The following is a 14,578-nucleotide window of genomic DNA, read 5'->3' as shown; positions in this document are numbered from 1 at the left end:
TTACACTTGCTCCTGTATTTTTTTAGCTATCTTTTGAACTTCATCTAAAACTCTGAGTAAATTACCACTCCATAGCTTTTCAATTTCTTCTTCAGAATACCCTCGTTTTACTAATTCTAAAGTTACATTAAATGTTTCTGAAGCATCACTCCAACCTTCGATACCACCACCACCATCAAAATCAGAACTGATCCCAACGTGATCAATGCCTATTTTATCTACCATATAATCAATATGATTTACAAAATCCATAACATCTACTGCTGGTGGGAGATCATCCATTTTTTTAACTTTTTCTCTACGCACTGCCGCCATCTTACCTAAAAAGTCATAATATTTTTCCTTTTCTTCTATACTTAGCTTCATCACTTCTTCGCGTTCTAACCAGGTCACACCCATAGAATCAGCAATTTGTTTGGCGATTTCTATGTCTTTTACTACCCTTTTTTCAAATTTTTCGGTGTTTAGGTAAGACGTGAAAGCTACAGTTTGCACTACACCTCCATTTTCTTTTAGCCATTGCAACTGTTCATCATCCAGATTGCGGCTATGATCACATAATGCTCTGGCTGAGGAGTGCGAAGCAATAATAGGAGCTTTGGTCAATTCTATCATTTGACGCATAGATTCTTTAGAGGGGTGTGAAACATCAATCATAATTCCCCACTTGTTCATTTCAGCAATTACTTCTTTACCCAGATCACTTACTCCATTATGTAGCCATATCCCATCAGCTTCTCCTGTATTAGAATCACAAAGCTGGCTATGTCCGTTGTGCGAGAGTGACATGTATCTACCTCCTAGGTCATGAAACTTTTTTACATTATTAATATCTGTACCAACAGGATATCCGTTTTCAATACCGATCATTGCCACTTTCTTACCGGATTTATGAATTCTGCGGACATCATTAGAAGTAAAAGCCAATTCAATTTGATCGGGTGCAATTTCTTCTGTTAGTTTGTGTATAGCTTCAAATTTGGACATCGCAATTTCATGAGCTTTCTCATAACCGGATGTTGTTAAAGAATCCTGACCAGTATAGACAATAAACCAAGCTACATCCAGTCCTCCTTTTTTCATCTTAGGTAAGGTTACCTGAGAACTTAAGTCTTGAGTGTAATTGATAGAATCCGTAAAATTTTTGACATTGATATCGCAGTGGGTATCCAGTGTAATAATTTTATCATGGATTTCTTTTGCTTTGGCGATCACCTGGTCTTCAGATATGCTTTCACTTTTATTGTTTTCTTGTTTGCAAGAAATAAGAAGTAATGCAACTGTAATGAATATTGAGATATGTTTCATAGTTAAGATGAAATTGTGCGAGTTTAATTCACTTTAAACTTACAAAACAAATCCCAAACAACCACTCCTGCACTCACAGAGATATTTAAAGAATGTTTGCTCCCATACTGTGGAATTTCTATAACAGTATCACTTTCTGAAACAACATCCTGCTGTACACCTTTTACCTCATTACCAAAAACAATAGCATAGGTTTGGTCAGGTTCAGGATTAAAATCATTTAGCATAGTAGCATGTTCAGCTTGTTCGATGGATACTATTTTTATGTTTTGAGATTTTAAATCTTTAATCAATGTTAGTGTGTCTTTTTGATACTCCCAATCCACAGTATCTGTAGCACCGAGTGCTGTTTTCTGAATGTCCTTATGCGGCGGAGTAGCAGTGATCCCACAGAGGTATATTTTTTTGATTAAAAAAGCATCGGCACTTCTGAATACGGATCCAATATTGTTTAAGCTACGAATATTGTCAAGAATAATGATTAATGGTGTTTTTTTAGCGGTTTTAAATTCTTCTACGGATTTGCGATCCAACTCGCTGTTTTTAAGTTTTCTATACATTTTTTTGATGTGCTGTTTGCTTCAGATTTATTTCAAAATTTTGTCAAAGTTATCATTTTAAACTGTTTTTAATATGTAACACGCTCCGGATACTTAGGGGTGTTAGGTATTAATTTGCTTTTTCAAGTTTATGATTATATTATGAATACTTCTGATGGTGATCTTGAGCGATTTTTTTATTTACTTTTAAATCATCTAATCACATTTCATTTTTAACTATGATGCTTTCAGATATTGGGAAACAAAAATTAATAACAATTTTAAAAATATCCGCTTTTGCAATCTTTTTAGGAAGAGCTTATCAGCATATCTTCTGGGATGCTCCATACCGGGCATTTTTATGGGATGAAAGTGTATTACAGGGTGTAGTGGAAAACATTTTCGGGGTTACCTGGCACGATTATGTAACTAGTCTTTCTGTTGATAATGCGATTTCTTTTTCGGTTAAAGGGATAGGTGTTTTATATCTCCTTTGTGCTGTCGTAGTTTTAATTATTAAACCCAATATGAAGAAACTTGGTAAAGTTTTTTTACTAGGAGGGAGCTTTGGGCTTTTTATACTTGCCATTTTGTATTGTAAAGAGAAATTTTTTCATGTAGGACAGTTTTTTGAATATATGGTTCAATTCATCACTCCTGTATTACTTTATATGATGTTGTTTACTACAACTGAATTAAAAAAAATACGCCTTACTGCTTTAATTGCAATTGCCCTTACATTTAGTTGTCATGGACTTTATGCGATAGGATATTATCCCAGGCCGGGTAATTTTATTGATATGACAATCAATACATTGTCTATCGGTGAACCTGGTGCTCATATGATGCTTAAAATTGCTGGGGTTATGGATTTTGTAGTTGCGATAGCTATTTTTATTCCCAGAATTTCCTATGCCGCTTTAGTGTATGCATGTATATGGGGAGGACTTACCGCTTTAGCACGTTTAACAGGACATTTTCATGTCGAATTTCTATGGAATTCATTTCATCAATGGACTTGGGAAGTGTTGATTAGATTACCACATGCTTTAATCCCTTTATTTGTAATGGTAATTGATCGTCCAGAGATTCGATTTTTTAAAGGAAAAGTGTTTAGAAATAAACCTCAGACGATTTCATAAGCCCGAAAAGTTGATAATAATTACAGAAACTGTCCGAAAATGCATATAAACTATTATTCTGTCACATTTTCAGACAGTATTTTTTGAATCAAAATTATATTTATCTCTTTATAAACTTCTTGCTTATAACACCTTTCTCTGTTTTGATATTAATAAAATATATTCCTGATTGCAATTTGTAGGTATTATATGCTGTGGTTTCGGCATCTAATTCAACTTCTTGAATATGTTTTCCCATAATATCTCTAATGATCACACTGTTGTTTTCCGTTTTTGAATAGTTGGGGTTATTAATAGTTAATAATCCGGATTTTATGGGATTAGGATAAATCTTTAATTTAGAAGATAAATCAATATCATCTATACCCAGAATTCCTCCGGTATGCGGATTGTCAATAATGACAACATTCCCACCTGATGGATTCCATAGATCAATATTAGAAGGGAGTGTGAACAGATCATTGTCATTTAATTGTCCAACACTGTTCGCATTATCGACCTTAACGGTTCTAAGTTCGATTTTGTCTTGATCGACCCATAACCATTTAAATTGATTAAACGATCCTGCAGCTTTTGTCCAGTTCTTAGAGTCGTTAGCACTTCTTGTGGGAGCTCCCCAACAACCTTCACCTACATAAACAGCTCTTTTGGGATCTGTATCTGCTCTAATAAATCCTTCATCACTGCCCGAAGCTGTAGATGGTTTGATTGGCCAGGTACGTTTTACTACGTGAGAATCACTCTCCATGACCAATTGTACAGCGTGATCATAGAATGGTTTTGACCAGGCTTCGTACTGATCATTTTGCTCTGATTTTCCGGATTGGTGAGGTCTGGTTGCTCTATGATATTGTGCGACCGCCCAGAAATGACCGGCTGCATGAGCTGTCAAATCATTCTCAAGCCAGGTGCCCTGAGTACCTGCAGGAGTAACCTCGGTATTAAGGGTATATGTTCGTATCAAATTCCCTCCAAAACTTAAAGCATAATATTCTCCTCCGGCAGCGGTTGTGATATCGAATAAATCTCTGATATCGTTAGCACTTTCATGATTACCTCTGGCCGCTACTACCGGAATCATTCTTCCGTCAGATCCAATGGTTAATTGCCAATCATTAAACCAGTTTTGCCATTGAGAATTTGTGGAATCGTCTGTCATATCTCCACCAAACAATACTACATGAGGCCTTAATTTGGCAACTATTTTATTAGCATTCTGTCTTGGAGTCCGATTATTTCTGGAATCACCTCCTGCAACTATTGATAATCTGGTATTAGGATCGTCAGGAGCAGTTTTAAACCAAAACCTTTCAGAAACGCCTTCATTATCTTTAATTACAAAATAATATGCAGTATTGGGTTGAAGTCCTGTTAGTCTCGCAAAATTATTGTTCATCCCTTTTTTAGAAACCGTTCTATCTACAGTTTTAGAAGAAGGGTATGAGTTATAGTTAGTTCCAAAGTCTGTGGTGCCATAATATACTATAGGATTTGAGCCACTTATCTGGTTCCATCCAATAACCATAGTTGTAGCAGGGTCTTCTCTCCAGGTAAGGCGGTACTTTTCAGTAGAAGTCCATCCGATCTGAATTGCCATTATAAACATTAGGATGCCCAGAAATACATGTTTTCTTGCTTTCATGATTTGAGTAGATTTGTGTTGATATTACTTCAAAAATATGTATTTATTCTAAATTAAGTTTTTGATAGTAATCAATTTTATTTGGTTGTTTACCAGTGTGATACGAGTCGTTATATAAAACGTTTAGATATGATTAATAGTATTTAGAGAGCAAAATAATGAGCATAGGTACTGCTTGATTATTTTGTTCACAAAGAATAGCCATTGGTTTGCATTATTTTTTAATTTTAAAATTAGAATGTGAATAAATATGAATAACTCCTAAAAGCAACATTTCTAAAAAAAAAGGAGAATACCTACTTTAGCAAAAGTTATAAAACAGATGGTGAATGGCAGCTAAAAAAGAAAAGAAAGTGACTCCGTTGATGAAGCAATACAATGCGATTAAGGCAAAATATCCTGATGCATTATTGTTGTTCAGAGTTGGAGATTTTTATGAAACTTTTGGAGAAGATGCCATTAAAGCAGCTGCTATTCTGAATATTGTTCAGACGAAAAGAGGAAATGGTAGTGATCAGGAAACTGCCTTGGCAGGATTTCCACACCATTCTTTGAATACCTATTTACCAAAACTGGTAAAAGCCGGAGAACGAGTAGCTATCTGTGATCAATTAGAAGATCCTAAACAAACCAAAACTATTGTAAAACGTGGGGTGACCGAACTGGTAACTCCCGGAGTAGCTTTGAATGATGAAGTACTGCAAAGCAAAACCAATAATTTTTTGTGTGCCGTTCATTACGGAAAGAAAGCACTGGGTATTGCTTTTCTGGATGTCTCTACTGGTGAGTTTTTGACTGCTCAGGGTGATGTAGAGCATATAGATAAACTGATGCAAAATTTCAGACCTAGTGAAGTATTGATCACCAAGCCTAAAAAACAATCTTTTTATCATGATTTTGGGCAGGATTATCATTCCTTTTTTCTAGAGGATTGGGTTTTTAAAACGGATTATGCTCAGGAAACCCTGAATGATCATTTTGGTACAAAAACATTAAAAGGTTTTGGAGTTGATCATTTAAATGAAGGAATTATTGCTGCCGGAGTGATTCTTCATTATTTAGGAGAAACCCAACATCATAAATTACAGCATATTACTTCAATTCAGCGTATTGCAGAAGATCAATACATCTGGATGGACCGTTTTACGATTCGCAATCTAGAGTTATATCATGCTAATGCTTCAGGGGCAGTTACGCTTTTGGATGTGGTGGATAAAACTATATCACCAATGGGTGGGAGAACCCTTAAACGATGGTTAGCCTTACCTCTGAAGAATATTTCTGCTATACAGAAACGACACGAGGTAGTTCAGTATTTTTTGGATAACACGGCTTTACACCAAAAAATCCAACATCAGATTAAACAGATAGGTGATATCGAACGTTTGATTTCTAAGGTTGCCACAGGAAAAGTAAGCCCTAGAGAGGTAATCCAGCTAAAGAATTCTTTGGAGGCTATTGTTCCCATAAAAGCACAAGCTTCTACAAGTGATAATGAAGCGTTAAAAGTTATAGGTGATACTTTGCATGATTGTGAATTACTCCGAAATAAAATCAAGGAAACACTAAATGAAGATGCTCCTGTAAATATTTTAAAAGGAAATACTATTGCTGATGGGTATCTGGATGAATTAGATGAGTTGAGGTCTATCGCCTTTTCAGGGAAAGACTATCTAGATAAAATGCTGGAACGCGAAACCGAAGCTACCGGGATCACTTCCTTAAAAATAGCTTCTAATAATGTTTTTGGATATTATATCGAAGTCAGAAATACGCATAAAGACAAAGTGCCTGATACATGGATTAGGAAACAGACATTGGTAAGTGCAGAACGTTATATTACTGAAGAACTAAAGGAATATGAAGCCAAAATCCTTGGTGCTGAAGAAAAAATTCTTACTCTAGAACAGCAGTTGTTTAATGATCTGGTGGTGTGGATGAATGAATACATTAAACCTGTACAACTCAATGCTGCTTTGATTGGACAATTAGATTGTTTGTGTTCTTTTGCTCAGCTTGCTCAGGAAAATCAATATGTGAGGCCTTTTATTGATGAGTCTCATGATTTGGAAATCAAAAATGGGCGTCATCCGGTTATCGAAAAACAATTACCACCTGGAGAACAATATATCGCCAATGATGTATTGCTGAATCGAGACGATCAGCAAATGATTATGATTACGGGGCCTAATATGAGTGGTAAGTCTGCAATTCTAAGACAGACGGCACTAATTGTGTTATTAGCTCAGATGGGATGTTTTGTTCCTGCCGAAGAAGCCAAAATAGGTGTAGTGGATAAAATATTTACCAGGGTAGGCGCTAGTGATAATATTTCGATGGGTGAATCTACTTTTATGGTAGAGATGAATGAGACGGCTAGTATTCTTAATAATATCTCGGATCGTAGCTTAGTGTTACTAGATGAGATCGGTCGTGGAACCAGTACCTATGATGGAATTTCTATTGCATGGGCGATAAGTGAATTCTTGCATGAGCATCCTGCAAGGCCTAAGACATTATTTGCTACACATTATCATGAATTGAATGAAATGTGCGAGACCTTTGGTCGTATTAAAAACTATAATGTTTCTGTCAAAGAATTAAAAGATACGGTGCTTTTTCTGCGTAAACTAGTTCCGGGTGGTAGTCAACATAGTTTTGGTATCCATGTAGCAAAGATGGCAGGAATGCCACAGCAAGTATTGCATAGGGCAAATAAGATGCTTAAAAAGCTCGAAAAATCGCATAGTAGTGAGGAACTAACGGATAAAATCAAGGACATACAGGAAGATGATGAATTGCAGTTAAGTTTCTTTAATATGGATGATCCATTGCTGGAAGAAATCAAAGAAGAAATCCTGGATATCGACATTGATACGTTGACTCCAGTGGAGGCCTTAATGAAACTTAATGAGATTAAACGTATGTTAACCAGGAAGAAAGCTTCTCAAGTTTAGTGAAACTTTGTTTTGGAAAGTTGCGAAGCAACTCATTCAAAATAGTTAGTTGAGCCTACCTTTGCCGGCAGGCAGGCAAATCTTGTTGAAGAACGGGATCTTATCAGTGATGTGATTTTTTTAAATTTATTTTTTTGATTTACTGTAGGTTAAAAATATTTTCAATTCTTTTTTGCAAAAAGACTTTGGTATTACTAGAATTGTTTTAAATTTGCATCCGCAATAACGAATTGCAAAGTTCTTAAATTACTGCGAAAGTAGCTCAGGGGTAGAGCATCACCTTGCCAAGGTGAGGGTCGCGGGTTCAAATCCCGTCTTTCGCTCTGAGAAACTTATACCAAGCTGAAGTGGTGGAATTGGTAGACACGTTGGACTTAAAATCCAATGGGCTGTAAGGCCCGTACGGGTTCAAGTCCCGTCTTCAGTACTAACCCTCAAAATCCTTAGATTTTGAGGGTTTTTTATTTTAGTCTTATAGCTTATGATTTTTGTGTATGCATTGCTTAGTGAAGTAAAAGATTGGATTTATGTTGGGATGACTGATAATCTGGATCGTAGAGTTCTGCAACATAATAAAGGTTATAATAAGAGTACCGCTCCATATAGGCCCTTTACACTTCTTTTTAAGGAAGAATATCCAAATAGGATTGAAGCTAGGAAAAGGGAGAAATACTTAAAATCGGCAGCAGGCAAAAGATGAATTAGAAAAAATTTTATCAGTTAGTACGGGCCTGTCTAACTGGTGTTAGCCAGGTAGATTCAAGTCCCGTCTTCAGTACTAACCCTCAAAATCCTTAGATTTTTGGGGTTTTTTATTGGTCTCAGATTAGGGTAAAAACCCTGCGATTTCATTGCAATTACTTTAGTTTTTATAAACTTTTTTCGACCAGATTTGTCATTCCGCACTTGATGCGGAATCTACATTTCTAGCTATCTGAATAGATTCCTGCACAGGCAGGAATCCAAAAACAACTACAATGCTCTATAAGAAAGAAGTGCCAGATTATTACATTATTCAGTTAATAACAGGTGGATGATTCCCCACAATTTATTTTATTAGTATAATTTTTAAGTGTATTTTTAGATAGTTAAATATACCTCAGTATATTATTTGGATATACACATATAAGTACCCCATCTCAGAAATTTGATTTGCAAAAGGCGTAGTATAAAAAATTAAGGGAAAAAATAGTCTTTTGATTTTATTTTACTAATTTAGAAACAACAAAAATTGTAAACCACCCCGTGTCTGAAGATATTTCTTCGGGTATGGGGTGTTTATGTATAAAAAAATCATAGCATATAAAGGACATATATCCTCTATATAATTGTTATTGGGGAGTAAGATAGAAAAATGATAGAATCAATAGAAAAAATAGAAAACTTAGGTTGCTTCTCGAAATATGAAAAGCCAGAACAACTGAAAAGCTTTGATGTGGTCAATACTTTCTACGGTGCTAATGGTACTGGAAAATCTACATTAAGTAATCTTCTTTACTGCCTTTCAAAACATTGTCCTAATAAGAATGAATTGATTGAAGAGTATTTTGAAACGAATACTGAAATAGAAATCATAACCTCAGAAGGAAAAATTACTAAGAACAATATTTCTAAAATTAATAAGGACATTTATGTTTTTAATACAAACTTCATTACTGAACATATTTTCAATGGTACTGATGCAAATATCTCTTCGTTTGATGCAACTATCAAATTAACAAACAAAAAAATAGATGTAATTGATGCACATCTAAGAGTACTTAAAGCCAGATTAGATTACATTCAAGAAGTATCATCAAAATTAAATACGAAGTTTGATAACACTTGGGGCATCTATAAAAAAGAGTTTCAAGAACGAGTTGTTGGTCCAAGATTAACAAATGTTAAACCGGATATAACTGCAAATAGTAACGAAAATTTAGCTACCGCAAAATTAGAACTTGAACAACTATATCAATCTTATAAAAAGAAAGATGAAGAAAGTAATTCCCTTGATAAAATTTCACAAATCGAAATCCAGCTTCAAGGAATCAACAATGACCCGGAAATAGTTGATGTAATAAAAAGCATTCTCAAAACTAATGTTAAGGAAGTAACAGGTGAAAGAATCAAGAATAATATTGAATTAGCAACTAGAGAAATTGAAAAAAGGAACCTACAAGATGAGGTTCTCACTCCTTCAAATTGGTTTAGAAATGCAGGAAGGTACTTGTACTTATTTAAAGAAAATTCGAAAGAAAAATGTCCACTCTGCGATTCTGACATTTCTGATAGAATTTCAGATATCATTGATGAGTATTCAGAGTATTTCAATGACAATGCAACTAAACTATTAGACAGTATTCAGAATAGCGAAAATCACCTTCAACAGCTTTCTTATAAAAAAACAGAACAGGTTTTTGGGCTAATAATCGCTGATCTAAAAGACCTTAGTATTACCTATAACTACTCAAAGGCACTAATCACAAAGGAAAAAGTAGATATAGACAAAAAAAAATTATCTTCTTTACTAAGTGACAAAAGAAAGTCATTATCGGAAAAGGTTGATCATGAAGAATTAGTAGGCAGTGATTTAAATCAATATCTCTCACAAATAGATGATAGAATTAGGGAAATAAAAAAACTTATAGATTCAGAGAGAAATAAACTTGAATCAGTAAAGTTAGCGGACATCTTGAGTAAGTTGAAATCTAAAGTTGCAACTATTACAACTTTAGATTTCAATCAAGATCTCAACAAAGTATTAAAGCCATCGAAGAAATTAAATTTTCAATTAGCAACTCAAGCCAATAGGGTCGATGATAAAATCAAAAATGAAACTGATCTTCTAACTGCACAAAGAGCCTCAGAAGTTTCAAAACTTGATGCCGAATCAAAATTTGTAAATATTTATTTATCCTATTTAGGAATCGATCATTTTTCTATACAGAGAAACAAAGCAGCAAATGACAACTTAATTATAAATTATAAATCAGGTGGAAAACCGAAGAAAGGCCTAAAGGCAACATTAAGTGAGGGGGAAAAAACTTCTTTAGCTTTTTCCTATTTCATAAGTAAAATTAGAGCCGAAGTTTTAGAAGGAGAAGAAGATGGATTTAAAGGAAAAACTATTGTGATTGACGATCCGATTTCCAGTTTGGATGAAAATAGACTATTTCAAACTGCTAATTTAATTGATTCATTCTTCTTTTATTCTTTTCCTGAAGTCGAGAAATATCCAGAACAGGTTTTTTTCTTTAGCCACAACTATAGCTTTGCAAAATATTTGAATAACAATCTAAAAACCAATGAAAGAATTAGAGATAAGTGTAGAGATTTTTACATAAAAAAGGAGCGCCCTAAAATAGATTCACTGCCCTCTTCTTTAACCAATTACACGAATACTTACATAATAAAGTTGCAAGAAATAATGAATTTCAAGTCTAAAGGAATTCCGGAATACAATGTTGCAAAAAACTACCTTCCTAATTACATTAGAATCGTAATGGAAACATTTCTTTCTTTCAAACTTGCCACTATTAAAGATGACTTTAATTACTTGCCAACTTTTACTCACCTTATTAGGAAGATGGTCAGTCAATTAGGTGAAATTGATGACTATGAAATAACAGTTGGAGGAAATAAATTCAATAAACAAATGGCAATAGAAAGGTTAAACCATTTGAAAAGAATATCAGATCACGAATCACATGGAAGTATATCAAGTCTTCAAGAAATGAAGTATATTTCAGAAGCGGAACTCAAAAATTTTGCAAAATATACATTACAAGTGATTAACTATTTAGATGATATTCACTTAAATAAAATCAAAGGCATGACATAAAACCTAGCCGATAACAATGTGTATGAGATCAGACTTGCTATTGCTGCGTCCGCTCCATACACTAACCGTTAAAATAAAAGTTCAATAAATCGATGGAAGAAGAATTAAAAGAGTATTTCGAAAGTTTGAGAGAAGCTATTGATCATATAGGGAATAATGATGCAGATGTGGAATCTAGATTACAAATGGCTAAAACAGTTTTGTTATCTATGGCTGATCAAATGCAAAACTTAAGTACGGACATTAGAAGACTTAACAAAGATTACTATAACTTAGATTAAAAGTCTAATAAAACGATAATTATGCACCCAGTTAAAAAAATTCAATTCGAAATTGCTACCATACATGATATGGCTTACAATCCACATGTAGATAAATATCTTAAGGTTTTAGAAGATTTGATTAAAGATGGTTATATTTTAGTATTCTATATGGACGGAGAAGTTTCAACTACTATAAGGGATTTAAAGCATTTTAGTAATTTCAAAAAAAGTTTTAATCTATAAAAAAATTAATAAAACGATAAATTATATCTTAATTAAAGATGGTAACTTCTAAAAAAGAAAAACTAAAAGTCTATTGTGCAACTTGTAAAGTAGACACAATTCACGGCGTTTTAAAAGAAGTAGAAGATAATGGAGAAGCTCCTATGAGTTACTATCCAGAAGATTTATATTGGTGGAATTCTATGTACCAAATTATTCAATGTCTAGGGTGTGAAAGAATCTCATTTAGAGAAGAAAACTATAATTCGGAAGATGTTGACGAAAACGGTGCAATTTTAAATGAAAGTTTGTATCCAAGCAGAGATTTTGATTCAATAATTAATAAAGACTTTTATGCTGCTCCATACTCAGTAAGACAAATATATTATGAAACCATTGAATGCTATAATGGTAATTTATTGATATTATGTGCTGCAGGCACAAGAGCTTTAGTTGAAAATATTTGCAAGTCAAACGATATTGTAAAGGGAACAGTTTATTGGGAAGAAGATGGAGTAAAAAAGAGTAAGGTTTCTAATTCTTTAGGCGGTAAAATAAATGGCTTATTTGAAAAAGGAATAATATCAAAAAACAACTCTGATGCACTTCACGAACACAAATTTTTAGGAGATAAAGCAATTCACGAATTGAAAACGCCCTCTAAAAAGGATCTTAAAATAGCTATTGAAATTATTGAAACGATAATCGAAAGTATTTATGAAATACCTAAAAAGACGAGAAAACTAAAAAGGAATAGAGAAATTTAAAAAGTTCAATAAAACGATAATGTCTATTACTAATCTTACTGAAAAAAGAATGTTTTTTCTGATATTACTACTTATTACGTTGTCCGTATTTATGGATAGAGGACATCAGACAGGTATAAACAAAACACTTGGTTGGTTTTGGGACGCATCTAACTGGATTTATTGGTTTAGTTATTTCAATTGGATTGTATTAATTGGTTATGGATTTTTGGCTCTTAGGCGATATAAATCTAACAAGTATTTTTCAGGGATGCATTTGGTTCTTATATTATCCTCATTTCTGATCTATGAGTTGTTTTATTTCAGTGTCAATTGGATAGTTATTATTAATACTTGTATGATAATCATTTTCATAATAAACTTTATCATATCTGTATTGGCTAAGAGAATGTATTAAATAAAGTAAAGTTCAATAAAACTGATTGTATAAAAAAATAAATACAAGAATAATAAGGGATTTGTCCTTTGTTAGATTACATAAATAGATCTGTAGATAGAAATGAATGTAATTGAATCATTTTTTAAAACTTACTATTCCAAAATGAAAGAATTCTATTTGGAATTTGAAGCCGAAGAATACGGACTTACACAAGATAATTATTGGGAAAAAGTAATGAAACCTAGTGAAATTGGTGAAAAAGATTTTAAACCCATCGAACGTAGGCTTAATTTATCATTACCCACTCCTTTTAAGGAGTTCTATAAGTCATATTATTCACTTGAAAAAGATTTTGATACCGGAGGGCTTTTCATAGCCGGAAATAGAGAGAATAGTAAATTATCATCTCTGTCTGACTACTTTTTTAATATTGGATTATCCTCCAATATTTTAGGTTTAGGGTTAATTCCATTCGGCCTGTATAACGATGAATGGTATATATGTTTAGACATGAATGGAGATCAAAATAATCCTCGGATTGTACTTTTCGAAATGAGCAACTGTGGAGCAGGAAAGGATGCAATATCGCATCGACCTTGGTTTTCAAACTTCAATTCCTTTATCAGATGTATTACGGACTATCAAGAAAATGGAAATTGGGATAACTTCAAGGAGTTAGATCCTGGAAATAATTACTTAACAGCTTACGACTATTGGAAAAACTAAGCAACAACCTAACGCCCTATAAAAAGCACATTAAAACTCTGACTAGCGAAATAATAAATTAAAAATTCAATAAAACGATAATTTTGAGTAACAAAAGGACTCCCCCGCTCCCGCTAGTCTGTGACTAGTGGCGTTCTGAGTAAGAAAGTAACAATAATTACAAATAAAAGCTATCATTAGAAATATGATAGCTTTTTGTATTTTGCTAAAATGAGTAGAAATTATAAGTTTCATAATACATCAGGACTGTATTTTGTAAGTTTTGCAACTATATATTGGATCGATATTTTCACTAGAGAACTATACTTATCATTGTTAGTAGAAAGTTTAGTGTATTGTAGAAAAGAGAAAGGAATGGAAGTATATGCATATTGTTTTATGCCTAGTCACGTACATTTGGTTTTTCGATCCACAAATGATGATCCTTCGGGTCTTATCAGAGATTTTAAGAAATATACTTCCAAAAAAGTAATTAAAGCTATAGAAGAAAATTCACAAGAAAGCAGAAAAGAATGGTTATTGTGGATGTTTGAAAAAGCTGGCAAAAAGAACCCCACAGTAACTAAAAGGCAGTTTTGGCAGCAACATAACAAACCAATAGAGTTATGGACCGACAAAGTAATTCAACAAAAAATCGACTATATCCATAACAATCCGGTAGCATCGGGTTTTGTTACAGATCCCATAGATTGGAAATATAGCAGTGCTAGAAATTATCAGGATGATCATACAGTTTTAAAAATTGATAGTTATGGTTATTTATTAGGATTAACCAAAAAATGATGCCACTAGTCGCAGACTAGCGGTAGC

The 14,578-nt window shown here is 33.5% G+C and carries 12 protein-coding genes and 2 tRNA genes; 11 read left to right on the top strand and 3 right to left on the bottom strand.

Features of this window, described 5'->3' with window-relative positions; all coding sequences use genetic code 11:
* Both J8M14_RS01055 and J8M14_RS01050 read right to left on the bottom strand, forming a co-directional pair.
* The gene (locus J8M14_RS01055; protein WP_211072492.1) at positions 1-1,308 is read right to left on the bottom strand and encodes a dipeptidase; all 1,308 of its coding nucleotides are present in this window, start codon (positions 1,306-1,308) and stop codon (positions 1-3) included.
* A gap of 23 nt (positions 1,309-1,331) precedes the next feature.
* On the bottom strand, positions 1,332-1,868 hold the full coding sequence (locus tag J8M14_RS01050; RefSeq protein WP_211072491.1) for an RNA methyltransferase: 537 nt from the start codon (positions 1,866-1,868) through the stop codon (positions 1,332-1,334).
* Positions 1,869-2,086: 218 nt separating this feature from the next.
* Here J8M14_RS01050 and J8M14_RS01045 point away from each other — a divergent pair, with 218 nt between their 5' ends.
* Positions 2,087-2,989, top strand: a complete 903-nt coding sequence (locus J8M14_RS01045) for a hypothetical protein (protein ID WP_211072490.1) — start codon at positions 2,087-2,089, stop codon at positions 2,987-2,989.
* 100 nt (positions 2,990-3,089) lie between these two features.
* Here the strand turns inward: J8M14_RS01045 and J8M14_RS01040 are convergent, their stop codons facing one another.
* On the bottom strand, positions 3,090-4,631 hold the full coding sequence (locus J8M14_RS01040) for a fibronectin type III domain-containing protein (RefSeq protein ID WP_211072489.1): 1,542 nt from the start codon (positions 4,629-4,631) through the stop codon (positions 3,090-3,092).
* Positions 4,632-4,960: 329 nt separating this feature from the next.
* On the opposite strand from J8M14_RS01040, the gene mutS reads away from it, so the two are divergent.
* The 10 genes from mutS to J8M14_RS00990 all read left to right on the top strand — a co-directional run bounded on the left by mutS (position 4,961) and on the right by J8M14_RS00990 (position 14,551).
* Positions 4,961-7,588 (top strand): DNA mismatch repair protein MutS, encoded by a 2,628-nt coding sequence (gene mutS, locus J8M14_RS01035; protein ID WP_211072488.1) that lies wholly within the window; start codon positions 4,961-4,963, stop codon positions 7,586-7,588.
* 251 nt (positions 7,589-7,839) lie between these two features.
* Positions 7,840-7,911 (top strand) — tRNA-Gly (locus tag J8M14_RS01030).
* Between the two features lie 18 nt (positions 7,912-7,929).
* Positions 7,930-8,015 (top strand) — tRNA-Leu (locus J8M14_RS01025).
* 54 nt (positions 8,016-8,069) lie between these two features.
* A complete protein-coding gene (locus tag J8M14_RS01020) occupies positions 8,070-8,288 on the top strand; it encodes a GIY-YIG nuclease family protein (protein WP_211072487.1) in 219 nt (72 codons plus the stop codon).
* A gap of 654 nt (positions 8,289-8,942) precedes the next feature.
* Positions 8,943-11,411 (top strand): AAA family ATPase, encoded by a 2,469-nt coding sequence (locus J8M14_RS01015; RefSeq protein WP_211072486.1) that lies wholly within the window; start codon positions 8,943-8,945, stop codon positions 11,409-11,411.
* Between the two features lie 92 nt (positions 11,412-11,503).
* The gene (locus J8M14_RS01010) at positions 11,504-11,692 is read left to right on the top strand and encodes a hypothetical protein (protein WP_211072485.1); all 189 of its coding nucleotides are present in this window, start codon (positions 11,504-11,506) and stop codon (positions 11,690-11,692) included.
* Positions 11,693-11,713: 21 nt separating this feature from the next.
* Entirely contained in the window at positions 11,714-11,917 is a 204-nt protein-coding gene (locus J8M14_RS01005; RefSeq protein ID WP_211072484.1) for a hypothetical protein, read from the top strand.
* Between the two features lie 38 nt (positions 11,918-11,955).
* Entirely contained in the window at positions 11,956-12,663 is a 708-nt protein-coding gene (locus J8M14_RS01000) for a DUF4145 domain-containing protein (RefSeq protein WP_211072483.1), read from the top strand.
* A gap of 541 nt (positions 12,664-13,204) precedes the next feature.
* On the top strand, positions 13,205-13,768 hold the full coding sequence (locus J8M14_RS00995) for an SMI1/KNR4 family protein (protein WP_211072482.1): 564 nt from the start codon (positions 13,205-13,207) through the stop codon (positions 13,766-13,768).
* A gap of 210 nt (positions 13,769-13,978) precedes the next feature.
* A complete protein-coding gene (locus tag J8M14_RS00990; protein ID WP_211072481.1) occupies positions 13,979-14,551 on the top strand; it encodes a transposase in 573 nt (190 codons plus the stop codon).
* The last annotated feature ends 27 nt before the right edge of the window (positions 14,552-14,578 follow it).

This window comes from Aquimarina sp. MMG016, assembly GCF_018100805.1.
Lineage (GTDB): Bacteria > Bacteroidota > Bacteroidia > Flavobacteriales > Flavobacteriaceae > Aquimarina.
This window is presented reverse-complemented; position numbering and strand designations above follow the sequence as displayed.